A 22,618-nucleotide genomic window follows, 5' to 3' on the forward strand; every position below is an offset into this window, starting at 1 on the left:
AGCGTCCCAGCGACCGGATGTGCGGACGTTGCCGGTGGTCGCGGTGGCCGTGCGGCCGGGGCCGGGGATGATGGCTGCGTGGTTCACGACTCCGCGCCCGGCGCGCCCCGGCCCGATGCCGCGCTCGTCGCGGCGCTCCGCGACGACCTGCGCAGCTCCGACTACGGCGTCGCCGGGGTCGAGGAGGTGCTCGGTGCCGTCGCCGCCGACGCCTTGCACCGCGAGGAGCCGGTCCCGGCGCTGCGGGCGACGGCCGCGGTCGCCGACGACGTCGTCGCGGTCCTCATCCGCGCGTTCCTGCTCGGCGAGACCGTCGCGCGTACGAGCCTGGAGCGCGCGCTGCCGACGCTCGGCGTGGCCGGCGCCCAGCAGCTGAGCCTTGTCGAGGCCGACGGCGACGAGGTCCGGGCGCGCGTCGACCTCCGCCCGTACACGGCGGTCGACGGCGGCGGCGAGGTCGACTGGTGGATCACGTCGGACCTCGGCGAGCTGGCCACGGGCACGGCGCTGCGGACGGACCACGTGCTGGGCGTCGGCGGGGCGTCGACCACGTTGGCGCAGGTCACGGTCCGCGACGAGCGGGACCACGTGCTCGACCTGGGCACCGGCTGCGGGATCCAGGCGCTGCACGCGTCGCGGCACTCCCGACGGGTCGTCGGCACCGACATCTCGCGGCGGGCGCTCGGTTTCGCCCGGTTCAACGCGGAGCTCGCGGGGCTGGACGGGTACCGCCTGGAGCTGCGCGAGGGGTCGATGCTCGAGCCCGTCGCCGAGGAGCGGTTCGACCTCGTCGTCAGCAACCCGCCGTTCGTCATCACCCCGCGCACGCCCGGGATGCCGTCGTACGAGTACCGCGACGGCGGACGGGCCGGCGACGCGATCGTGCGCGAGCTGGTCGAGGGCGTCGGCGCGGTGCTGGCCCCCGGCGGGGTCGCGCAGCTGCTGGGCAACTGGGAGGTGCGGCGCGGCGAGCAGTGGCACGAGCGCGTCGGGTCGTGGCTCGACGCCAGCGGGCTCGACGGGTGGGTGGTGCAGCGCGAGCTGCAGGACCCCGCGCAGTACGCCGAGACGTGGATCCGCGACGGCGGCACGACCCCCGACCGCGACCGGGCGGCGTGGGCGCAGCGGTACGGGCAGTGGCTCGACGACTTCGCGTCGCGGGACGTCGAGGGCATCGGCTTCGGCATCGTGACCCTGCGCAAGCCGCAGGGCGAGCTGTCCCTGCGCCGGCTCGAGGAGGTCACCGGGACGGTCCGCCAGCCCCTCGGCCCGGTGTTCGCGGACGCACTGGCGGCCCACGACTGGCTGGCTTCGCTCACGGACGACGATCTCGCAGGTCAGCGCCTCGTCGTCGCGCCGGACGTCACCGAGGAGCGCTACTTCACGCCGGGCACCGTCGACCCGCAGGTGGTGATCCTGCGCCAGGGCGGCGGGTTCGGTCGGACGGTCCAGGCCGGCACCGCGCTCGCGGGGTTCGTCGGCGTCTGCGACGGCGAGCTCACGGTCGGCCAGATCATCAACGCGCTGGGCGCCCTGCTGGAGGTCGGCGCCGACGCGGTCGCGGCGGACGTCCTCCCGTCGGCCCGCGGCCTGGTCCGCGACGGCCTGCTGCTGCCGGCGGACTGAGCAACCTCGCAACGTCCGCACTCGATGGGGTCAGAACCTCATCGAGCGCGGACGTCCCCGCGGAGGAAACGCGTACGTCCGCACTCGTGCGGGTGGGAGCCCGCACGAACGCGGACGTCAGTGGGGCTCGCGACTCACAGGCTCGCCACAGGTCGGTGCTAAGGCCGATCCAGCACGCCTCCCTACGTTCGGCCCAGGTCACAAGGCCGGGTCGACGTGAGGAAGACGATGCAGCACGTATGGAGGCGGACGACGCCGCTGACGAGAACGGTCACGGCCGTGGTCCTCGTGGGCCTCGTCGCCACGGCCGTCTGGTGGTTCGGGATCAGGGACGCCTCCGCGGCGTCGGCCGCGCCGATCACGCGGACGGTCGCAGCGAGCCTGACCACGATGCAGAAGTCGGTGAGCGGCAGCGGCACGCTGACCCCGTCGGTGCAGCAGGACGTCAGCTTCGACGTCAGCGGCACGGTCACGGCGGTCCCCGTGGCGGTCGGGCAGACGGTCACGGTCGGGCAGACGCTCGCCACGGTCGACACCCTGCAGCTCAACGCTGACCTGCTGCAGGCGAAGGCCACGCTGGCCAGCGCGCAGGCCAAGCTGTCGGACGCGTCCGGGACCGCGCAGGTCGCCGCGGCGCAGGCGCAGGTCGACGTGGCGCAGTCGGGCGTCGACACCGCGCAGACGGCGATGGACGGCGCGACCCTGACGGCTCCGGTCGCCGGTCTGCTCACCGCGGTGAACCTCGAGGTCGGGGACGCGGTCAGCGGCGGGTCGACGGGCAACGCCCCCTCGGGCTCGAGCACCGGGACCACCAGCACCGCGCAGTTCACCATCGTCGGCACCGACGCGTGGGAGGTCGACGTCACGGTCAGCGACGCGGACGTCGCGCTCGTCGCGGTCGGCGACCAGGCGGAGGTCACCCTCGACGGTGCGACGACCCCGATCTTCGGCACCATCAGCGAGATCGGCCTGCTGTCCACCAGCGACTCGGGCGTCGCCGCCTACCCGGTGACCGTCGCGGTCACGGGCGACCAGGCCGGGCTGCACGACGGGGTCGCGGCCGACGTCGCGCTGGTCTACGAGCGCCGCACCGACGTGCTGACCATCCCGAGCCTCGCGGTCACGACGGGGACCGACGGGGCGACCACGGTCAAGGAGGTCGACGCCGACGGCAAGACCGTCGACGTCACGGTCACCACGGGCGAGACGTCCGGCAACCTCACCGAGATCACGGCCGGCCTGGCCGAGGGCGACGAGGTCGTGCTCGCCACGTTCACGCCGGGCTCGGGCGGCACGGGCCGGCAGAACCAGAACCAGCAGGACGGGCAGCTCCCCCCGGGAGGCTTCCAGGGCGGCCCCCCGGATCTCCAGCAGGGCGGCCAGACGAATGGCTGAGCTGACGCTGCCGTACTTCGAGGCGGCGCCCGAGGCCCACGGCAACGAGCCGGTCATCGACCTCGTCGGCGTCCGCAAGACCTACACGTCCGGCAGCATCGAGTTCGAGGCCCTGCGCGGCATCGACCTGCGGATCGAGCAGGGCGAGTACGTGGCGGTCATGGGGCCGTCGGGGTCGGGCAAGTCGACCCTGATGAACATCCTGGGCTGCCTGGACACGCTGAGCGCCGGCACGTACCACCTGGCCGGCGAGGACGTCGGCGAGCTCGACGAGATCGACCTCGCGGACATCCGCAACCGCCACATCGGCTTCGTGTTCCAGCAGTTCAACCTGCTGCCGTCGCTGTCCGCGTGGCGCAACGTGGAGCTCCCGCTGGTCTACGGGCGGGTGCCCGCGGCCCTGCGCAGGGAACGGGCCGCGGCCGCGCTCGAGCGCGTCGGACTGGGCGACCGCCTGGACAACCGCCCGGGCGAGCTGTCCGGCGGGCAGCAGCAGCGCGTCGCGGTGGCCCGCGCCCTCGTCGGCGAACCGGCCCTCCTGCTGGCCGACGAGCCGACGGGCAACCTCGACTCGACCTCGACCAGCGACGTCCTGGCCCTCTTCGACGAGCTGCACGCGCAGGGACGCACGATCGTCCTCATCACGCACGAGGCCGACGTGGCCGACCGCGCCGAGCGCGTCGTCCGCGTCCACGACGGGTTGATCGTCGGGGGTGCGGCATGACCTGGAGCGAGACCCTGCGCACCGGCTGGTCGGCGGTGACGTCGCACGCGATGCGCTCGATCCTGACGGTGCTGGGCATCCTCATCGGCATCGCCGCGGTCATCCTCACGGTCGGCCTCGGGCTGGGCACGCAGAAGGACGTCAGCGAGCAGATCAGCCAGCTGGGCAGCAACCTGCTCATCGTCAAGCCGGGCAGCAGCACCAGCACGGAGGGCGTCCGCGGCGGGTTCGGGTCGCGCACCACGCTGACCACCGCCGACGCCGCGGCGCTGGACTCCTCGGTCAACGCCCCGGACATCGGCAAGGTCGCGGCCGAGAAGACGACGTCGACCTCGCTCGAGGCGAACGACACCAACTGGACGACCGCCGTCACCGGGACCAGCGCCGACTGGCTCGACGTCCGCGGCCGCACGATGGCCTCCGGGTCGTTCTTCACGGCCGACGACGTGGACTCCCGGGCGGACGTCGTCGTGCTCGGCCCCGAGACCGCGCAGGAGCTGTTCGGCTCCACCCGCGTGGTCGGTCAGACCGTGACCGTGGGCGACACGGACCTGCGGGTGGTCGGCGTGCTGGCGGCTCAGGGCGCCAGCGGCGACAGCGACCTCGACGACGTCGCGGTCATCCCGATGTCGACGGCCGCGGACACCCTCGTCGGCGGCCAGGACCGCAACGCGGTCTCGACCATCTACGTGCAGGCCGCGTCGACGGACCAGCTCAACGCCGCCTACCAGGAGGCCGAGGCCCTGCTGCTCAACCTGCACGGGATCACGTCCGCCGACAGCGCCGACTTCACCATCAACAGCCAGGACGCCCTGGTGTCCACGGCGACCGCCGTCTACAAGACGCTGACCGTCCTGCTCACGGGCATCGCGGCCCTCTCGCTGCTGGTCGGGGGCATCGGCGTCATGAACATCATGCTCGTCTCGGTCACGGAGCGGACCCGCGAGATCGGCCTGCGCAAGGCGCTCGGCGCCCCGCCGTGGGCCATCCGCCGGCAGTTCCTGGTCGAGGCCGGCGTGCTCGGCCTGGCCGGTGGCGTGCTCGGTGCCGCGCTCGGCATCGCCGCGGCGCAGCTCCTGCCCAGCCTGCTCGGCAGCTCGGTCGTCGTGTCCGGCGGCGCGGTCGCCGGCTCGGTGGTCGTCGCCATGGGCATCGGCCTGGTGTTCGGGGTCTACCCCGCCACCCGCGCCGCACGGCTGGCCCCCATCGACGCGCTGCGAGCCGAGTAGCCGTGCGCACCTCCCACCCCCCAGCAAGGAGCCTTCCCATGTCCAGCGTGACCACCCGGCTGCTTCCCGCGCTCGCCGCCGTCTCCGTCCTCGTGCTCGCCGGCTGCTCGGCCGGCGCCTCCCAGGCCGCTGCTCCCGCCACCTCCGCGGCGCCCCAGCAGCAGCAGGGCGACGGGGCGCAGCGCTCCGGACCCGGCGGCGGCGGTACCTCCGGCGAGATCGCGTCGGTGAACGGCACCGTCATGCAGGTCCGGTCCACGGACGCGCAGACCGCGGTGACCTGGACCGACGACACCACGTTCACGGCGTCGGTGGCCGGTGCGCTCTCCGACGTCACGGTGGGCTCGTGCGTGGTCGCGGTCTCGACGGCGACCACCTCGACGGACACCGACGCGACCGCCCCGCTGGCCGCGACCGGCATCCAGCTCACGACCGCGTCCGACGACGGCACCTGCGCCGGTGGCTTCGGCGGCGGACCCGGCGGTGGCCAGCGGCCCGACGGCGCCCCGACCGACATGCCGAGCATGCCGGCGGGCGACCGGCCGTCCGGCGCTCCGACCGACATGCCGTCGGGCGCTCCCGGTGGCGGCATGCGGGCCTTCAACGGCGTGGCCGCCGGCAAGGTCACCGCGATCGACGGCAGCACGCTGACCGTCGAGGTCACCGGCCAGGACGACGCCACGACGTCCCGCACGGTCACGGTCACGGACGCCACGACCTACACGAAGTCGGTCGCGGCCGACGCCACCGCCGTGGTGGTCGGGCAGTGCGCCAGCGCCCGCGGCCAGGCCGACGACAGCGGCAAGGTCACCGCGACCAGCATCACCGTCTCGGCGCCCACCGACGGCCAGTGCACCACGGGCATGCTCGGCGGCCGCGGGTTCCCGGGCGGCGGTCAGGGCGGCACGCAGGACGGCTCCACGCAGGGCGGCAGCAATGCCTGACGCCACCACCCGCCCCTCGGTCGCGCTGCGGCGCCGGGCCCGTCGGCGCCGCATCGTCGCCCTCACCGCGGCCGGTGCCGTCGTCCTGGTCGCCGCGGGCGGCGGTGTCGCCCTGGCCCTCGGGGGTCCCGAGGACAGCCGCTACCGCACGGCGACCGCCGAGACGGGCAGCGTCGAGCAGATCGTCGACTCCGTCGGCACGATCGCCTCGGTCAGCCGTCGCGACGCGGCGTTCTCGGTCGACGGCACGGTCGCGACGGTCAACGTGTCCGTCGGCCAGGTCGTCGCGGCCGGGGACGTGCTCGCCACGCTCGACACCGGCGCGCTGCAGGACGCCGTGGACAAGGCGCAGGCCGACCTGGCCGACGCCCAGCAGCAGCTCAGCGACGACCTGGACTCGCAGACGGCGTCGACCTCGTCGTCCTCGTCGAGCTCGTCCGCCAGCTCGTCATCCTCCGCCAAGTCGTCGTCGACCCCGTCGGCATCGGCCTCCCCGTCGGCCTCCCCGTCAGCCCCGGCGACCGGCGCCGACCCGCACGGGGGCGCCGACTCGACGGACCCGGCGGTCGCGAACGCGGCGGCCGACGTCCAGCAGGCTCAGCAGGCGCTGCTCGACCAGTACACGGTGACCGCCGACGCGCTCGCGACGAGCGGGGCGAGCGTCACGGCGTCGCAGGCGTCGTGCGCGGCGTTCCTCGCGGTCGTCGGCACCGACGTCACCGGGGACGACCCGGCTGACGCCTCGGGCGGCGACTCGGGCGACGGCACGCCGACGCCCGACCCGACCTCGACGGTCGGGACCACCTCGGACCCGGCGCCGACCGCCGACGACTCGACGACCGACGACTCCACGACAGACCCTGACCCGACGGCCGTCGAGCAGGCGCTCGCCGACTGCCAGGCCGCGCTCTCGGGTGCCCTCGACGCGCAGACGGCCACGGACACCGAGCAGCAGGCGCTGATGACGCTCGCCGACGCGCTCGACCAGGCCGTGCAGGCGCTGCAGAAGGCGATCGCGTCCAGCTCGTCGACGACCACCCCGACCAGCAGCACCCCGTCGACGACGACCCCGACCACCAGCATGTCGGCCACCAGCACGCCGGCCACCACCAGCACGCCGACCACCAGCACACCCACGACGAGCACACCGTCGTCGAGCAGCAGCAGCAGCAGCACGCCGTCCGGCGGCAGCACGACGACGGTGGCGACGGCGGCGACGATCCTGGCCGACCAGGCCGCGCTCGACCTGCAGGAGGCGAACGTCGCGCTGGCGCAGAGCCGGCTCCCGTTCTCGAACCTCACCAGCCCGATCGCGGGCACGGTCGCGGCCGTCTCGCTCGCCGTGGGCGACTCCGTCTCGGCGTCGTCGACCACCGCGGTGATCACGGTCCTCGGACCGGACGGCTACACGGTCACCACCAGCGTCCCGCTGACCAAGATCGACATCGTCACGGTCGGCCAGACCGCGCAGGTGACCACACCGAGCACGGACACGACGCTGACCGGCACGGTGAGCAGCATCGGGGTCCTCGACACCTCGACGACGGCCGACCCGGCGTACACGGTCGAGCTGGCCCTGGACCCGACGGACGCGACGCTCTACGACGGCGCCTCCGCCCAGGTCCACCTCTCGGTCGCGGGTGCCGACCGCGTCCTCACGGTCCCGACGTCCGCGGTCCACGTCGACGGCGCGACCGTCACGGTCCAGGTGCTGAAGAACGGCACCCCGACGGACGTCACGGTCACCCGCGGCGCGGTCGGCGCCGAGCGGACGGAGATCACCGACGGGCTCTCGGCCGGCGACGAGGTGGTCCTCGCGGACAACGACCAGGCCATCGTGTCCAGCACGTCGAGCACGTCGTCGGGCCTGTCGGGCCTGGGCGGCGACTCGACCGACCAGGGTCCCCCGGCCGGCTTCGTGTTTGACGGTGGCGGCCAGGGCGGCCCCCCGGCGGGCTTCACCGGTGGGGGTGCCAACCCGAACGGGTAGCCCGTCCGTCGCGTGCGCGCCGGTGGGCGGCTCCGCGTCGGTAGGCTCGCGGCGTCGCCCTCCGGCGGCACGGACGGGAGGACGACGATGACCGACGAGGCCACCGGCGGCACGCCGCAGGTCGCGGTGCTGGGCGGCGGGGTGATGGGCGAGACGCTGCTCAGCGCGCTGCTGACCGCGGGATGGGCGCCCGAGCAGGTCGAGATCACCGAGCGCTACGTGCCCCGCGCCGACGAGCTCGCCGGCCGCTACGGGGTGCGGACCGGGGCGTCGAACGCGGACGCCGCCGCGCGCGCCGACGTGGTCCTCCTCGCGGTCAAGCCGAACGTCGTCGCCTCGGTCCTCGACGAGATCAAGCAGACCCTGCGCGGCGGCGAGCTCGTCGTCAGCGTCGCGGCCGGCCTGCCGATCTCCAGCTATGAGAAGCGGCTCAACCTCGGTCAGCCGGTCGTCCGCGTCATGCCGAACACGCCGGCCGTCGTCGGCAAGGGAGCCAGCGCGATCGCCGCCGGGACGCACGCGACCGAGGGCCACCTGGTGCTCGTCGAGAAGATGCTCGCCGCCACCGGGCTCGTGGTCCGGGTGGAGGAGAAGGACCTCGACGCGGTGACCGCGATCTCGGGGTCCGGGCCGGCGTACGCGTTCTACCTGATCGACGCGATGGCGGAGGCCGGCGTGCTGCTCGGCCTGAGCCGGGACCTCGCGACGCAGCTCGCGGTGGCCACGGTCGAGGGGGCCGCGGCGCTGGCGGCCCAGTCCGGCGACCACCCCGCGATCCTGCGCGAGCGGGTCTCGTCGCCCGGCGGCACCACGGTCGCGGCCGTCCAGGTGCTCGACGCGCACGGGGTGCGGGCGGGCGTCGTGGCGGCGGCACAGGCTGCGCGGGACCGCTCGCGCGCGCTCGGCCAGCAGTACTGATGAGCGACCGGTGAACGCAGCGGCACGCCCGCCGGCGATGAGCGACGTCGCGGCGCTCGCGGGCGTCTCCCACCAGACCGTCTCCCGGGTGCTCAACGGCCATCCGAGCGTGCGGCCCGAGACCCGCGACCGCGTCACCGAGGCCATCGCGACCCTGGGCTACCGCCGCAACAGCGCCGCCCGCGCCCTGGTCACGCGGCGCTCCGGCACGCTCGGGGTCGTCACCCCGGCCACGGCCCTCTACGGCCCGACGAGCACGCTGGTCGGGCTCGAGGAGGCCGCCCGGGTGGTCGGGTGGTTCGTGTCGGTCGCGACCATCCGGCAGTTCGACGGCGACAGCATGCACACGGCGGTCGAGCACTTCCTGGGCCAGGGTGTCGACGGCATCGCGATCATCGCGCCGACGACCGAGGTCGCGCAGGCCATCGCCGCCATCGCGTCGCCCGTGCCGGTGGTGCTCATCTCGTCGGCGTCGGACCTGCCCGCGGAGGCGCACCTGCACGCCGTCGGGGTCGACCAGCGGCACGGTGCCCGGCTGGCCACGCAGCACCTGCTCGACCAGGGCTTCCCCGAGGTGGTGCACGTCGCCGGTCCACAGGACTGGTTCGACGCCCAGGACCGGCTGGCCGGCTGGCGCGAGGTCAGCGGTCCCGGCGCCCCGGAGCACATCGAGGCCGGCTGGGACGCCGCCGACGGGTATGAGCTGGGGCTGCGGATGGCCGACGAGGGGCTGCCCCGCGCGATCTTCGCGGCCAACGACCAGCTCGCGCTCGGCCTGCTGCACGCGTTCTGGGAGAGGGGCGTCCGGGTGCCTGCCGACGTCGCCGTCGTCGGGTTCGACGACGAGGTCGGGGCCGCGCACTACACGCCGCCGCTGACCACCGTCCGGCAGGACTTCGGGGCGCTGGGGCGGCTGGCGGTCGCGTCCCTGCAGGCCGCGTTCGCGGGGGAGGATGTGCTGCGGCAGCAGATCCCGGCGGAGCTGGTGGTGCGCGCGAGCTCGCTGGGCCACCCCTGAGGATCGCCCGGACCAGCGTCGATCCCACTCGTTGCCGAGTGTGGTCAGAACACCCGATGTTAGCGCTAACATATCTCTCGGCCGCCGGTGTCCGCCGCGGTCCGTGACGCATCGAACGGAGCCGCGTGATGACGGTCGACCCCCCCGGCGCTGACGCTCGCGCGGCGATCGCCGCAGGTCAGACGGTGCTCGGCATCGAGCTGGGCTCCACCCGCATCAAGGCCGTCCTCATCGGCCCGGACCACACCCCGCTCGCCAGCGGCAGCCACGACTGGGAGAACCAGTTCGTCGACCGCGTGTGGACCTACGACCTCGACTCGGTCTGGACCGGGCTGCAGCAGGCCGTCGCCGCGCTGCTCGACGACGCCGAGCAGCAGCACGGGGTCCGCCCCGCGAACCTGTCGGCCATCGGCGTCTCCGCGATGATGCACGGCTACCTCGCGTTCGACGCGGCGGGCGAGCTGCTGGTCCCCTTCCGGACCTGGCGGAACACCAGCACAGGGCCGGCCGCTGCCGAGCTCACCGAGCTGTTCGGCTACAACATCCCGCTGCGCTGGTCGATCGCGCACCTGCGCCAGGCGGAGCTCGACGCCGAGCCGCACGTGCCGCAGATCCGGTTCCTCACCACGCTCGCCGGCTACGTGCACTGGAAGCTGACCGACCGCCTGGTGCTGGGCGTCGGGGACGCGTCGGGCATGTTCCCGATCGACCCCGCGACCAAGACGTACGACGCCGGCCTGCTGGCCAAGTACCCCGGCGAGGTCGAGCCCCTGCTGCCCGAGGTCCTGCTCGCCGGCCAGGACGCCGGCCGCCTGACCGAGGCCGGGGCAGCGCTGCTCGACCCCACGGGCACGCTGCAGGCGGGGATCCCGCTGTGCCCGCCCGAGGGCGACGCCGGGACCGGCATGGTCGCGACGAACGCGGTGGCGCAGCGGAGCGGCAACGTCAGCGTCGGCACCAGCATCTTCGCCATGGTCGTGCTGGAGCGGCCGTTGGCGCGCGTGCACCACGAGCTCGACCTGGTGACGACACCCTCGGGCGACCTCGTCGCGATGGTGCACTGCAACAACGGGGCCAGCGAGCTCGGGGCGTGGGCCGACGTGTTCGGCCAGTTCGCCGCGGCGCTCGGGCAGCCGACCAGCGCGGACGAGGTGTTCGGCACGCTGCTGCGCGAGGCCCTGAAGGGCGACGCGGACGGCGGCGGCCTGCTGGCGTACAACTACCTGTCCGGCGAGCCGATCACGGGCCTGGCCGAGGGCCGCCCGCTCGTGGTCCGGACCCCCGACAGCCGGCTCACGCTCGCCAACTTCATGCGCACGCAGGTCTACGGCGCGTTCGGCACGCTGAGCCTGGGGATGCGCGTGCTGGCCGACGAGGGCGTCGAGCTCGACTCGATGTTCGCGCACGGCGGGCTGTTCCGGACCGAGGGCGTCGCCCAGCGGCTGCTCGCCGCGGCCGTCGGCGCGCCGGTCACGGTCGGCAGCACGGCGGGCGAGGGCGGTGCCTGGGGGATCGCGGTGCTCGCCGCCTACCTCGGCGCCGCGTCCGAGCAGGACCTCAGCACGTACCTGGAGGAGCGGGTGTTCGGCGGCGCCGAGTCCGTGACCATCGCGCCCGACGACGACGACGTCCGCGGCTTCGACGCCTACCTCGCGCGCTACAGCGCCGGGCTGGCGGTCGAGCAGGCCGCGGTGGAGGCACTGTGAGCACGAAGGACGAGATCGAGCGCACGCGCGCCGTCGTCGCCACCCTCCACGCGGAGCTCCCGCGCTGGGGGCTCGTGGTGTGGACCGCCGGCAACGTCTCGCAGCGCATACTCGTCGGGGAGGCCCCCGGGCCCGACGACCTGTTCGTCATCAAGCCCTCAGGCGTGACGTACGACGAGCTGACGCCCGAGTCGATGGTCGTCTGCGACCTCGACGGGAACCTCGTCGACGGCACCCGTGCCCCGTCGAGCGACACCGCCGCGCACGCCTACGTCTACCGCCACATGCCCGACGTCGGCGGGGTCGTGCACACCCACTCCACCTACGCGACGGCCTGGGCCGCCCGCGGCGAACCGGTCCCGTGCGTGCTGACGATGATGGCCGACGAGTTCGGCGGGGACGTCCCGATCGGCCCGTTCGCGCTCATCGGCGACGACTCGATCGGTCGCGGCATCGTCGAGACCCTGCGCGACTCCCGCAGCCCCGCGGTCCTCATGCGCAACCACGGCCCGTTCACCATCGGGCGCGACGCCAAGGCCGCCGTCAAGGCCGCCGTGATGGTCGAGGAGGTGGCCCGCACGGTGCACATCGCCCGGCAGCTGGGCGACACGATCCCGATCGCGCAGCCCGACATCGACTCCCTCTACGCCCGCTACCAGCACGTCTACGGCCAGCAGCCCGCCCACACCACGGAGACCGACTCATGACCAAGCCCTACGCCGACCGCGAGATCTGGTTCCTCACCGGGAGCCAGGGGCTCTACGGCGAGGAGACGCTGCGGCAGGTCGCCACGCAGTCGCAGGAGATCGCGCGGGTCCTGGGCGACGCGCTGCCCGCGACGCTCGTCTGGAAGCCGGTCCTCACCGACTCCGACGCGATCCGCCGCGCGGCGCTCGAGGCCAACGCGGACGACGCCGTCATCGGCGTGATCGTCTGGATGCACACGTTCTCGCCGGCCAAGATGTGGATCGCCGGCCTGGACGCGCTGCGCACCCCGCTGCTGCACCTGCACACGCAGGCGAACGTCGAGCTGCCCTGGGACACCATCGACTTCGACTTCATGAACCTCAACCAGGCCGCGCACGGCGACCGCGAGTTCGGATACATGGCGACCCGGCTCGGCGCGGCGCGCAAGACGGTCGCGGGGCACGTGTCGAACCCGGCCGTGACCGCCTCGATCGACACCTGGGTCCGGGCCTGCGCCGGCTGGGCGGCGACGCACGAGCTCAAGCTCGCGCGGTTCGGCGACAACATGCGCAACGTCGCGGTGACCGAGGGTGACAAGACCGAGGCCGAGCTGCGGTTCGGCGTCTCGGTGAACACCTGGGGCGTGAACGACCTGGTCGCGGCCGTGGCCGCGGTGGCCGACACCGACGTCGACTCGCTCGTCGCGGAGTTCGAGGACCTGTACGACGTGGTCCCGGAGCTGCGGGCCGGCGGCGACCGCCACGAGTCCCTGCGGTACGGCGCCCGGCAGGAGATCGCGCTGCGGACCCTGCTCGAGTCGCTGGGTGCCAAGGCCTTCACGACGAACTTCGAGGACCTCGGCGACCTGCGCCAGCTCCCGGGCCTGGCCGTGCAGCGGCTGATGGCCGACGGGTACGGCTTCGGCGCCGAGGGCGACTGGAAGACGGCGATCCTGGTCCGCGCGGCCAAGGTGATGGGCGCCGGCCTGCCCGGCGGCGCGTCGCTCATGGAGGACTACACCTACGACCTCACGCCCGGCTCGGAGCGGATCCTCGGCGCGCACATGCTCGAGATCTGCCCGACCCTGACCACCGCGAAGCCGACGCTGGAGATCCACCCGCTCGGCATCGGCGGCAAGGAGGACCCGGTCCGCCTGGTCTTCAACGCCGACCCCGGCGTGGGCGTCGTCGTCTCGCTCGCGGACATGCGCGACCGCTTCCGCCTCACCGCGAACGTCGTCGACGTCGTGCCGCCGACGGCCGACCTGCCGCACCTGCCCGTCGCCCGGGCGGTCTGGGAGCCGCGGCCCGACTTCCGCACGTCCGCCGAGGCCTGGCTCACGGCCGGGGGAGCGCACCACACGGTGCTCACCACGGCCGTCGGGGTCGAGGCGTTCGAGGACTTCGCGGAGATCGCCCGCACCGAGCTCCTGGTCATCGACGAGTCGACCACGCGCCGCGCGTTCCGCGACCAGGTGCGCTGGAACCAGGTCTACTTCCGGCTGGCCCAGGGGTTCTGACTCCTACGCTGGGGGCCATGTCGACCCTTCCTCGCCCGCGCGGCCGCCGCCCCGCGGGCGAGGACACCCGGGGCACCATCCTCGCGGCCGCGCGCGACGAGTTCGCCGAGCGGGGCTACGACGGCGCGAGCATGCGCTCCGTGGCGCGCCGGGCGGACGTCGACCCCGCGCTGGTCCGGCACTACTTCCGCGACAAGTCCGAGCTGTTCGCCGCGGGGATGATCCCTGCCGGCGCGGACCCCGCGGTGATCGCGAGGGGCATCGCCGCAGGCGGCGTGGAGGGCCTGGGCGAGCGGCTGGTGACGGCCGTCCTGGGCGTGTGGGAGGCCGACGGGGGAGTCGCGTTCCGGGTCGCGTTCGCCGGGATGTCGTCCGGGGAGGTCCGGGCCGAGGCGCTCATGGGGTACGTGTCCCGGGAGGTGTTCGGGCAGGTGGTGCGCGTGCTCCCGCCCCCCGACCAGAAGCTGCGGGTCTCGCTCGTGGCGTCGCAGGTCGCCGGTGTGCTGCTGGCCCGGCACGTGCTGCGGCTGGAGCCGCTGGCGTCGTTGTCCGTCGACGAGGTCGCCGCGCTGGTCGGTCCGACGCTGCAGCGCTACCTCGCGGGACCGCTCACCTAGCCCCTCGGGCGACCGCCACGGCCCAGGCGACCAGCGGCACCTGCAGCGGCAGCCGCGCCCACGCGACGGCCGGGCGGCCGACCCACGACCGAGCGTCCGGCCGGGACCGGACCGCCATCGTCACGTTCCCCGGGAACACGCCCACCAGCAGCGCCGCCGACGCCAGCCCGCCCGCGCGGCGCGTCGCCGGGACGACGAGCGCGGCGGCGCACGCGAGCTCCGCGACGCCGCTGCCGAGCACCCACGGGTCGGGGTCGCCGAGGCGGCGGGGGATCAGCGGGCGGAAGATGCCGGGCCGGCGCAGGTGCAGGACGCCCGAGGTCCCGAGCAGGGCGGCGAGCGCGATCGCCGGGGCGTGCCGGCGCAGGGTCGAGGAGAGCACGCGCCACGGTAACCGGACCGCCCGGGTGTCGGTGGTGCTGAGTAGCGTGCCGAGCATGGACCTCGACCTCGCGCCCGAGCACTACGCCCGTGTGATCGCGCAGGAGTCGGCCCGGGCGGCCGACGCCCTGGACCGGGCCCCCGCGACGGCGGAGGTCCCGTCGTGCGCGGACTGGTCGGCGGCCGACCTCGCCTTCCACCTGGGTGAGGTGCAGGACTTCTGGTCGCAGATCGTGGCGCACGGCCTCGCGGGGCCCGACGACGTCGCGGAGACGGAGCGCCGGCCCGACGACCAGCTGGTCGCCTTCCTGCGCACGCGGACCGACGCCCTGCTGGCGGCGCTCGCTGCGAGCGACCCGGCGGACCCGTGCTGGTCGTGGTCGCCCACGGGTGGGACGGTCGGGTGGGTGTTCCGCCGGCAGGCGCACGAGGCCCTGGTGCACCGGGTCGACGCCGAGCAGACCGCGGGCGTGCCGGTGACCGATCCGGGGGTCGAGCTGGCCGCGGACGGTGTCGACGAGATGCTGGGTGTGATGGTCACCGGGCTGCCCGAGTGGGCGACGTTCGCGCCCGACGGTCTGCGCGTGCGGCTCGAGGCCACGGACGCCGGCCGCGAGTGGGTCATGGCGTTCGGTCGGTTCCGCGGCACGTCCCCGACCACGGGCAAGGAGTACGACGACCCGTGCGCCGAGCTGGTCGGCGGCGCTCCGTGGGAGGGGGAGGACGAGGACGTGACCGCGACCGTCTCGGGTCGGGCCTGGGACCTCGAGCTGTGGCTCTGGGGGCGTGGCTCGGCCGACGTGCTCGAGCACGACGGCGACCCGACGGCGATCGCGCGGCTCCGGGACGTCATCGTCGACTCGACGCAATAGCCCTTGCCTCCGGGGACGGGGGAGGAGCACAATTCCCCGTATGGGGAATAACGGCGCGGCGATCGCGATCCGCGGGCTGCACGTGGTGCGCGGCGGCACCACCGTGATCGAGTCGCTCGACCTGACGGTGCCGGCGGGCCAGGTGGTCGGCCTCATCGGGCCCAGTGGCAGCGGCAAGACGACCCTCATGAGGGCGGTCGTCGGCGCGCAGGTGGTCGCCGGCGGGACCGTCACCGTGCTCGGCGGCCCGGCCGGCTCCGCCTCGCTGCGGCGGCGCATCGGCTACGTGACCCAGGCGCCCAGCGTGTACGCGGACCTGACCGTCACCGAGAACCTGCGGTACGCGGCGGCGATCCTCGGTGTCGACGCCGCGGGGGTCCGCCGGGCGCTGACCGACGTCGACCTCGTGGCGCACGCCGGCCAGTCCATCGGCACCCTGTCCGGCGGGGAGCGCTCGCGGGTCTCGCTGGCGATCGCGCTGCTCGGGCGGCCGGACCTCCTGGTCCTCGACGAGCCGACAGTCGGCCTCGACCCGGTCCTGCGCCGCGACCTCTGGGACCTGTTCCACCGACTGAGCCGCTCGGGCGTGAGCCTGCTGGTCTCGAGCCACGTGATGGACGAGGCCGCCCGCTGCGACCGGCTGATCCTCCTGCGCGGCGGGTCGGTCCTCGCCGACGGCACCCTGGACGAGTTGCTGGCGGACACGGGCGCCCCCGACGTCGAGGCGGCGTTCCTCACCCTGGTCGACCAGGCGGTCGCCCGCGACGGCGGGACGGGGGCGGCGGCATGAGCGCCACACCGACCGAGCCGGCCACCGCCGGTCGCGCCGACCGGTCGCCCGCGGCTCAGGCCCCGACGGACGTGGGGGCCCGCGCCGGGCTGACGCCGATGCTCACCGCGGCCACAGCGCGCCGGGTCCTCACGCAGCTGCGGCACGACAAGCGCACGATCGCCCTCGTCGTCCTGCTGCCGTGCCTGCTCATCGGCCTGATCGCGTGGATGTTCAACGGCACGCCGGTCCTCGACCAGTTCGGGCCCCTGCTCGTCGGCCTCTTCCCGCTGGTCGTGATGTTCCTGGTCACCAGCGTGGCCACCCTGCGGGAGCGCACCTCCGGCACCCTCGAGCGGCTGATGACCCTGCCGATCGGCCGGGGCGACGTCGTCATCGGCTACGCCCTCGCGTTCGCGGTGCTGGCGGCGGTCCAGGCGCTGGTGATCGTCGGGTTCGCCGTGTGGGTCTGCGGCATGGACGTCGCCGGCCCGATCGGGCTCGTCATCCTGGTCGCCGTGCTCGACGCGGTGCTCGGGTGCGCGCTCGGCCTCGGCGCGTCCGCCCTGGCGAAGACCGAGTTCCAGGCCGTCCAGCTCATGCCGCTCGTCCTGTTCCCGCAGCTCATCACCTGCGGCCTGCTGATGCCGCGCGACGAGATGCCGACGGTCCTCGAGTGGATCTCCCGCGTCCTGCCCCTGACCTACGCGCTCGACGCCATGCAGCAGCTGGCCGCCGGCGCGACATGGACCGACGTCCGCGGCGACGTCGGCGTGATCGCCCTGTTCATCGTCGGCGCCCTCCTGGTCGGCGGCGCCACCCTCCGCCGCCGCACCCCCTGACCCGGCGCCGACCCGGGGGCCGCCACCGCAGCCCGACTCGTGGGACCTCTGGCAGGCCGCCGCACGAGAGATCCCGCACCCCTGCGGCTCCGCCGCCTACCCCGCCGAGCGGGGGCGGGAGCGGCGCCGTCCCGCGAGAACGTCACATTGCGACGAGAACGGCAGTTCATGCTGCCGTTCTCGTGCCGAACTGCCGTTCTCGTCTGGTCCGGGTCGCCCGGCGAGCGCCCCGGCAGCGGTCCGGGAGAGTCCCGCGTGACCTCCGCGGCCGCCCGCAGGGTGTGGTCGCGCTCCCGTCGCCACACCGGTGCGCTGCGCGAGAGCTGACGCGCCGCGGGGCCGTCGTCATGGCCGGTCCGGTCACACCCCTGAGCGGACCGGTCATCGTCGCGCTCCCACTGTGACCGGAATGCAACCTGAAAACGCCGCCACGGGACCGAATGTGAGCGCTAACATTCGGACGAACCACCCGCCGGGGCAACCCGGCGGGACTCGCGCCCCGGTGCCCCGGGTGCGCGACGTGGGCCGGTCGGCGTGGACCGGGGCCGCGTGCAGGTGCGTTTCTCGAGGAGGAGAAGCAGATGGCCAGCAAGATGTTCAGGAACCGGTCGATCGCCGCCGGCATCGCGGTGCTCGCACTCGGGCTCGCAGGCTGCAGCAGCGGGGGCGACTCCGGTGACGCGTCGACCAGCGGCAGCAGCGGCGACAGCTCGGGCGACCTCATCAAGGTCGGCTTCAGCCAGGTCGGCTCCGAGAGCGGCTGGCGTGCCGCCAACACCAAGTCCATCCAGGACACGCTGACGAAGGACGCCGGGTTCGACCTGAGCTTCTCCGACGCCCAGCAGAAGCAGGAGAACCAGATCCAGGCGATCCGGTCCTACATCGCGCAGGGCGTCGACTACATCGCGTTCTCGCCGGTGGTCGAGTCCGGCTGGGACTCGGTCCTCGAGGAGGCCAAGCAGGCAGGGATCCCCGTCGTCCTCACGGACCGCGCGGTCGACAGCAAGGACACGTCGCTGTACGCGACGTTCATCGGGTCGGACTTCATCGAGGAGGGCAAGCGGGTCGGTGAGTGGGTGTCCGACAACCTCGGCACCGAGCCCATCAACGTCGTCGAGCTGCAGGGCACCACGGGCTCCGCTCCCGCGATCGACCGCAAGGAAGGCTTCGCGGACGCCACGAAGGACAACCCGAACATCAAGATCATCGCGTCCGAGACGGGCAACTTCACGCGCGCCGAGGGCAAGACGGTCATGGAGGGCTTCCTGCAGGCCTACCCGGACATCGACCTCGTGTACGCCCACAACGACGACATGGGGCTCGGCGCCATCGAGGCGATCGAGGCCGCGGGCAAGGTGCCCGGCAAGGACATCAAGGTCGTCAGCATCGACGGCGTCCACGACGGCATGGTCGCGCTGTCCGAGGGCAAGATCAGCTACATCGTCGAGTGCAACCCGCTGCTCGGCCCGGACCTTGCCAAGATCATCCAGACGCTGCACGACGGCGGGACCGTCGAGCCGCGGATCGTGACGCACGACGACGCGTTCGACCAGGCGGCGGCCATCGAGGCTCTGCCCACCCGGCAGTACTGACCCCGACCCGGCCGGTATGACACAGGCTGCCCGGGGGGACCTCGACGTCCCCCCGGGCAGCACCGCCCTGCCGGTACCGTGAGACCGGCGCGGACGAAAGGTCGACGATGACCGACACTGCTTCCCCGATCCCGAACCCGATCACGATCCCGATCGTCGAGATGACCGGGATCTCCATCACGTTCCCGGGCGTCAAGGCGCTCGACAGCGTCGACTTCCGGCTGTTCCCGGGCGAGGTGCACGCCCTCATGGGCGAGAACGGCGCCGGCAAGTCCACGCTGATCAAGGCCCTCACGGGCGTGTACTCGATCGACTCCGGCCGCATCGTCGTCGGCGGCGAGGAGCGCACGTTCACCGGTCCCGCGCAGGCTCAGACCGCCGGGATCAGCACCGTGTACCAAGAGGTCAACCTCTGCGACAACCTCTCCGTGGCCGAGAACATCATGCTCGGGCACGAGGTGCGCCGAGCGGGCGTCGTCGACTGGCGGCGCACCCGTGCCGCCGCGCGCGAGCACCTGCGGACCATGAACCTCGACATCGACCCCAAGTCGTCGCTGTCGGCGCACTCGCTGGCGGTGCAGCAGCTGGTGGCGATCTCGCGCGCGATGGTGGTGGACGCCCGCGTCCTCATCCTCGACGAGCCCACCTCGAGCCTCGACGCCGAGGAGGTCGCCCGCCTGTTCGACGTCGTGCGCGGGCTGCGCGACCGCGGCGTCGCGATCCTGTTCGTCTCGCACTTCCTCGACCAGGTGTACGCGATCAGCGACCGCATGACGGTCCTGCGCAACGGCGCGCTGGTCGGGGAGTACCGGACGGCCGAGCTGTCCCGCGTCGAGCTGGTGCAGAAGATGATCGGACGCGCGCTCGAGGTGCTCGAGCAGCTGGAGGAGTCGCCCAAGCGCTCCGTCGCCGAGCGCGCCGACACCAAGCCGTACCTGCAGGCCATCGGGCTCGGCCGCAAGGGCACCATCGAGCCGTTCGACCTCGACGTGTACTCCGGCGAGGTGGTCGGGCTGGCCGGGCTGCTGGGCTCGGGCCGCACCGAGCTCGCCCGGCTGCTGTACGGCGCCGACCGCGCGGACAAGGGCGAGATCACCGTCGAGGGCAAGCCCGTGAAGATGCGGACGCCACGCTCGGCGCTGTCCCGCGGGATCGTCTACTCCTCGGAGAGCCGCAAGACCGAGGGCATCGTCGGCGACCTGACGGTGCGCGAGAACATCGTGCTGGGCCTGCAGGCCGAGCGCGGCTGGCTGCGCCGGGTGTCCAAGCGCAAGTCCGACGAGGTGGTCGACCGGTACGTCGAGGCGCTGGGCATCCGGCCCGCCAACCCCGACGCCATCGCCGGCAACCTCTCGGGCGGCAACCAGCAGAAGGTGCTGCTCGCGCGCTGGCTGGCAACCCAGCCCAAGCTCCTGCTGCTCGACGAGCCCACCCGCGGCATCGACGTCGGCGCCAAGGCCGAGATCCAGCGGCTCGTCGCCGACCTCGCGGCCCAGGGCATGGCGGTCGTCTTCATCTCCGCCGAGCTGGACGAGGTCCTGCGCCTGTCGCACCGCATCGCCGTGCTGCGCGACCGCCGCCTGGTCGCGCAGATCGCCAACTCCGACGACGTCACCACCGACGACGTCGTCCACCTCATCGCGAGCGGAGGGCAGGACGAATGAACGCCGTCGGCACCATCGCCCGCCACCGGCTGTTCTGGCCGATCGTGGCGTTCGCCGTCCTGCTGCTCGCCTGCGTGCTCAAGTCGCACACGTTCCTCGACATCGAGGTCCGCGACGGCCACCTGTTCGGCGGGCCCATCGACATCATCCGGCGCACCAGCGTGCTGCTGCTGGTCGCCCTCGGCATGACCCTCGTCATCGCCACCCGCGGGATCGACCTGTCCGTCGGCGCCGTGATGGCGATCGCCGGTGCGATCGCGCTGACGCAGATCGCGTCGTCGCCGGACCCGAACTCCGTGGCGACCGTGCTCAGCGCCATGGGCGTGGCCGTGCTGGTCTGCCTGGTCATCGGCGCCTGGAACGGGTTCCTCATCGCGGTCGTCGGGATCCAACCGATCATCGCGACCCTGATCCTCATGACCGCCGGGCGCGGGATCGCGATGCTCATCACGGGCGGTCAGATCACCACCGTGACCAGCGCGCCCTACAAGACGCTCGCGTCGGGGTACTTCCTCGGCCTGCCCGTCGCCGCGCTGATCGCCGGGTTCTTCTTCGTCGTGACGGCGCTGGTCACCCGCCGGACGGCCCTCGGCGTGCTCATCGAGGCCGTCGGCATCAACCCGTCGGCGTCGCGGCTGGCGGGCGTGCGGGCGCGGACGATCATCTGGACCGTCTACATCCTCTGCGCGTTCTTCGCCTGCATCGCCGGGTTCATCAAGAGCTCGGACATCATGGCGGCCGACTCCAACAACGTCGGCCTGTTCATCGAGCTGGACGCGATCCTGGCGGTGGTCATCGGCGGCACGTCGCTGGCCGGCGGCAAGTTCTCGCTGGCCGGCACGCTCGTCGGCTCCATGGTCATCACCACGCTCACCCTGTCCGTGACGATCCTCGGCATCCCGGCGAACGCGGTCTCGCTGTTCAAGGCCCTCGTCGTCATCGCGGTCTGCCTGCTCCAGTCGCCGGTGGTCCGCAACAAGATGCGGTCCCGACGACCGGCCCCCGCCCCTGTCCCCTCGGAGGTACCGGCCTGATGGCGACCGACCAGCTCACCTCCACCACCCACCAGGCCGACGCCCCGCCGTCGATCGGCACCCGGGTCCGGCGCTTCCGCATCGACGAGCGCTACCTGCCCGTCCTGGGCACCGTCGTCGTCCTGATCGTCATGCTGGCCATCGGCGGCTCGCGGTACGAGAACTTCCTGACCGGCCGCGTCATGGCGAACGTGCTGATCAACAACTCGTTCCTGGTGGTGCTCGCCGTCGGGATGACGTTCGTGATCCTCACCGGCGGCATCGACCTGTCCGTCGGCGCGGTCGTCGCCCTGTCCAGCTGCATCGCGGCCTGGATGTTCACGCACGGCTACGGCGCCGCCGTGGCCATCCCGACGATCATCCTGGTGGGCACGACGCTCGGCCTGGTGGTCGGCGTGATGATCCACGTGTTCGAGATACAACCCTTCATCGCCACCCTCGCCGCCATGTTCCTGGCGCGCGGGCTCTGCTACCTCGTGGCGCCGGAGTCCATCCCGATCACGGACCCGACGATCGTCGCCCTGTCCACCACCCGGTGGGGCACCGCGGACGGGCTGGTGATCACGCCGAGCGGCGTCATCGCGCTGGCGGTCGTGCTCATCGCGTTCGTGACCCTCCACTACACGCGGTTCGGCCGGACGGTCTACGCGATCGGCGGCGGCGAGCAGTCCGCCAAGCTCATGGGCCTGCCGGTCGCGCGCACCAAGGTGCTGGTCTACGTCATCAGCGGCACCTGCGCGGGCCTGGGCGGCCTGCTGTTCGCGATCTTCTCGCGGTCCGGCTACTCGCTGACCGGCGTCGGCATGGAGCTCGACGCCATCGCCGCCGTCGTCATCGGCGGCACGCTGCTCACCGGCGGCAGCGGCTTCGTCCTGGGGTCGGTGCTCGGCGTGCTGGTGCTGGGCCTGATCCAGACGATCATCACGTTCCAGGGCACCCTGAGCTCGTGGTGGACCAAGATCTTCATCGGCGCGCTGCTGCTGATCTTCGTGGTCCTGCAGCGCCTGCTGGTGATCCGGCGCCGCTGAGGCGGGCGGGCGAACGACGCGTCGGGTCGTGAGTTTCCGACGACATCGTGAGTTGCAGCTCAC

At 73.1% G+C, this 22,618-nt stretch carries 20 protein-coding genes; 19 read left to right on the forward strand and 1 reads right to left on the reverse strand.

Annotation, left to right across the window (positions count from 1 at the left end):
* The first annotated feature begins 78 nt into the window (after nucleotides 1-78).
* From AC1DWH_RS14095 to AC1DWH_RS14150, 12 genes are all read left to right on the forward strand, one after another.
* Nucleotides 79-1,626, forward strand: coding sequence for a DUF7059 domain-containing protein (locus tag AC1DWH_RS14095; protein ID WP_477094208.1), 1,548 nt, complete (start codon nucleotides 79-81; stop codon nucleotides 1,624-1,626).
* A 279-nt stretch (nucleotides 1,627-1,905) separates the two neighbouring features.
* Complete coding sequence (locus AC1DWH_RS14100; protein ID WP_477094209.1) at nucleotides 1,906-3,021, forward strand: efflux RND transporter periplasmic adaptor subunit; 1,116 nt, start codon at nucleotides 1,906-1,908, stop codon at nucleotides 3,019-3,021.
* Nucleotides 3,014-3,745, forward strand: coding sequence for an ABC transporter ATP-binding protein (locus tag AC1DWH_RS14105; RefSeq protein WP_477094210.1), 732 nt, complete (start codon nucleotides 3,014-3,016; stop codon nucleotides 3,743-3,745). The genes AC1DWH_RS14100 and AC1DWH_RS14105 overlap by 8 nt, the downstream gene beginning before the upstream one ends.
* The gene (locus tag AC1DWH_RS14110; RefSeq protein WP_456844426.1) at nucleotides 3,742-4,974 is read left to right on the forward strand and encodes an ABC transporter permease; all 1,233 of its coding nucleotides are present in this window, start codon (nucleotides 3,742-3,744) and stop codon (nucleotides 4,972-4,974) included. The genes AC1DWH_RS14105 and AC1DWH_RS14110 overlap by 4 nt, the downstream gene beginning before the upstream one ends.
* Before the next feature lie 38 nt (nucleotides 4,975-5,012).
* Entirely contained in the window at nucleotides 5,013-5,918 is a 906-nt protein-coding gene (locus AC1DWH_RS14115; RefSeq protein WP_477094211.1) for a hypothetical protein, read from the forward strand.
* On the forward strand, nucleotides 5,911-7,908 hold the full coding sequence (locus tag AC1DWH_RS14120) for an efflux RND transporter periplasmic adaptor subunit (protein ID WP_477094212.1): 1,998 nt from the start codon (nucleotides 5,911-5,913) through the stop codon (nucleotides 7,906-7,908). The genes AC1DWH_RS14115 and AC1DWH_RS14120 overlap by 8 nt, the downstream gene beginning before the upstream one ends.
* Before the next feature lie 87 nt (nucleotides 7,909-7,995).
* Complete coding sequence (gene proC / locus AC1DWH_RS14125; protein ID WP_477094213.1) at nucleotides 7,996-8,826, forward strand: pyrroline-5-carboxylate reductase; 831 nt, start codon at nucleotides 7,996-7,998, stop codon at nucleotides 8,824-8,826.
* Nucleotides 8,827-8,863: 37 nt separating this feature from the next.
* Nucleotides 8,864-9,844, forward strand: coding sequence for a LacI family DNA-binding transcriptional regulator (locus AC1DWH_RS14130; protein WP_477094214.1), 981 nt, complete (start codon nucleotides 8,864-8,866; stop codon nucleotides 9,842-9,844).
* A 128-nt stretch (nucleotides 9,845-9,972) separates the two neighbouring features.
* The gene (locus tag AC1DWH_RS14135; RefSeq protein WP_477094215.1) at nucleotides 9,973-11,550 is read left to right on the forward strand and encodes a xylulokinase; all 1,578 of its coding nucleotides are present in this window, start codon (nucleotides 9,973-9,975) and stop codon (nucleotides 11,548-11,550) included.
* Nucleotides 11,547-12,257 (forward strand): L-ribulose-5-phosphate 4-epimerase, encoded by a 711-nt coding sequence (locus AC1DWH_RS14140; RefSeq protein WP_477094216.1) that lies wholly within the window; start codon nucleotides 11,547-11,549, stop codon nucleotides 12,255-12,257. The genes AC1DWH_RS14135 and AC1DWH_RS14140 overlap by 4 nt, the downstream gene beginning before the upstream one ends.
* A complete protein-coding gene (gene araA, locus AC1DWH_RS14145; RefSeq protein WP_477094217.1) occupies nucleotides 12,254-13,756 on the forward strand; it encodes an L-arabinose isomerase in 1,503 nt (500 codons plus the stop codon). Before AC1DWH_RS14140 ends, araA begins: the two co-directional genes overlap by 4 nt.
* 17 nt (nucleotides 13,757-13,773) lie before the next feature.
* Entirely contained in the window at nucleotides 13,774-14,373 is a 600-nt protein-coding gene (locus AC1DWH_RS14150) for a TetR/AcrR family transcriptional regulator (protein WP_477094218.1), read from the forward strand.
* On the opposite strand, the gene AC1DWH_RS14155 is transcribed toward AC1DWH_RS14150, so the two are convergent.
* Nucleotides 14,366-14,812, reverse strand: coding sequence for a DoxX family protein (locus AC1DWH_RS14155; protein WP_477094219.1), 447 nt, complete (start codon nucleotides 14,810-14,812; stop codon nucleotides 14,366-14,368). The two genes, AC1DWH_RS14150 and AC1DWH_RS14155, sit on opposite strands and share 8 nt — an antisense overlap.
* Between AC1DWH_RS14155 and AC1DWH_RS14160 the strand changes: the two genes are divergently transcribed.
* The 7 genes from AC1DWH_RS14160 (at nucleotide 14,811) to yjfF (ending at nucleotide 22,555) form a co-directional block, all read left to right on the forward strand.
* The gene (locus AC1DWH_RS14160) at nucleotides 14,811-15,626 is read left to right on the forward strand and encodes a maleylpyruvate isomerase N-terminal domain-containing protein (RefSeq protein WP_477094220.1); all 816 of its coding nucleotides are present in this window, start codon (nucleotides 14,811-14,813) and stop codon (nucleotides 15,624-15,626) included. The two genes, AC1DWH_RS14155 and AC1DWH_RS14160, sit on opposite strands and share 2 nt — an antisense overlap.
* Nucleotides 15,627-15,666: 40 nt before the next feature.
* Nucleotides 15,667-16,416 (forward strand): ABC transporter ATP-binding protein, encoded by a 750-nt coding sequence (locus AC1DWH_RS14165; protein ID WP_477094221.1) that lies wholly within the window; start codon nucleotides 15,667-15,669, stop codon nucleotides 16,414-16,416.
* Between the two features lie 89 nt (nucleotides 16,417-16,505).
* Complete coding sequence (locus AC1DWH_RS14170; protein ID WP_456844442.1) at nucleotides 16,506-17,237, forward strand: ABC transporter permease; 732 nt, start codon at nucleotides 16,506-16,508, stop codon at nucleotides 17,235-17,237.
* A 581-nt stretch (nucleotides 17,238-17,818) separates the two neighbouring features.
* Nucleotides 17,819-18,829 (forward strand): ABC transporter substrate-binding protein, encoded by a 1,011-nt coding sequence (locus tag AC1DWH_RS14175; protein WP_477094222.1) that lies wholly within the window; start codon nucleotides 17,819-17,821, stop codon nucleotides 18,827-18,829.
* A gap of 107 nt (nucleotides 18,830-18,936) precedes the next feature.
* Nucleotides 18,937-20,493, forward strand: a complete 1,557-nt coding sequence (locus tag AC1DWH_RS14180) for a sugar ABC transporter ATP-binding protein (RefSeq protein WP_477094223.1) — start codon at nucleotides 18,937-18,939, stop codon at nucleotides 20,491-20,493.
* Nucleotides 20,490-21,527 (forward strand): ABC transporter permease, encoded by a 1,038-nt coding sequence (locus AC1DWH_RS14185; RefSeq protein WP_477094224.1) that lies wholly within the window; start codon nucleotides 20,490-20,492, stop codon nucleotides 21,525-21,527. Before AC1DWH_RS14180 ends, AC1DWH_RS14185 begins: the two co-directional genes overlap by 4 nt.
* The gene (gene yjfF / locus AC1DWH_RS14190; RefSeq protein WP_477094225.1) at nucleotides 21,527-22,555 is read left to right on the forward strand and encodes a galactofuranose ABC transporter, permease protein YjfF; all 1,029 of its coding nucleotides are present in this window, start codon (nucleotides 21,527-21,529) and stop codon (nucleotides 22,553-22,555) included. The genes AC1DWH_RS14185 and yjfF overlap by 1 nt, the downstream gene beginning before the upstream one ends.
* Nucleotides 22,556-22,618: the final 63 nt, after the last annotated feature.

This window comes from Cellulomonas sp. P2_F12 (assembly GCF_056403775.1).

Bases quoted from the DNA above. Each gene is read 5' to 3' on its own strand.
- AC1DWH_RS14105 (WP_477094210.1), top strand. From the start codon at position 3,014: ATGGCTGAGCTGACGCTGCCGTACTTCGAGGCGGCGCCCGAGGCCCAC.
- AC1DWH_RS14110 (WP_456844426.1), top strand. From the start codon at position 3,742: ATGACCTGGAGCGAGACCCTGCGCACCGGCTGGTCGGCGGTGACGTCG.
- AC1DWH_RS14115 (WP_477094211.1), top strand. From the start codon at position 5,013: ATGTCCAGCGTGACCACCCGGCTGCTTCCCGCGCTCGCCGCCGTCTCC.
- AC1DWH_RS14120 (WP_477094212.1), top strand. From the start codon at position 5,911: ATGCCTGACGCCACCACCCGCCCCTCGGTCGCGCTGCGGCGCCGGGCC.
- proC (WP_477094213.1), top strand. From the start codon at position 7,996: ATGACCGACGAGGCCACCGGCGGCACGCCGCAGGTCGCGGTGCTGGGC.
- AC1DWH_RS14130 (WP_477094214.1), top strand. From the start codon at position 8,864: ATGAGCGACGTCGCGGCGCTCGCGGGCGTCTCCCACCAGACCGTCTCC.
- AC1DWH_RS14135 (WP_477094215.1), top strand. From the start codon at position 9,973: ATGACGGTCGACCCCCCCGGCGCTGACGCTCGCGCGGCGATCGCCGCA.
- araA (WP_477094217.1), top strand. From the start codon at position 12,254: ATGACCAAGCCCTACGCCGACCGCGAGATCTGGTTCCTCACCGGGAGC.
- AC1DWH_RS14150 (WP_477094218.1), top strand. From the start codon at position 13,774: ATGTCGACCCTTCCTCGCCCGCGCGGCCGCCGCCCCGCGGGCGAGGAC.
- AC1DWH_RS14160 (WP_477094220.1), top strand. From the start codon at position 14,811: ATGGACCTCGACCTCGCGCCCGAGCACTACGCCCGTGTGATCGCGCAG.
- AC1DWH_RS14155 (WP_477094219.1), bottom strand. From the start codon at position 14,812: ATGCTCGGCACGCTACTCAGCACCACCGACACCCGGGCGGTCCGGTTA.
- AC1DWH_RS14165 (WP_477094221.1), top strand. From the start codon at position 15,667: ATGGGGAATAACGGCGCGGCGATCGCGATCCGCGGGCTGCACGTGGTG.
- AC1DWH_RS14175 (WP_477094222.1), top strand. From the start codon at position 17,819: ATGGCCAGCAAGATGTTCAGGAACCGGTCGATCGCCGCCGGCATCGCG.
- AC1DWH_RS14180 (WP_477094223.1), top strand. From the start codon at position 18,937: ATGACCGACACTGCTTCCCCGATCCCGAACCCGATCACGATCCCGATC.
- AC1DWH_RS14185 (WP_477094224.1), top strand. From the start codon at position 20,490: ATGAACGCCGTCGGCACCATCGCCCGCCACCGGCTGTTCTGGCCGATC.
- yjfF (WP_477094225.1), top strand. From the start codon at position 21,527: ATGGCGACCGACCAGCTCACCTCCACCACCCACCAGGCCGACGCCCCG.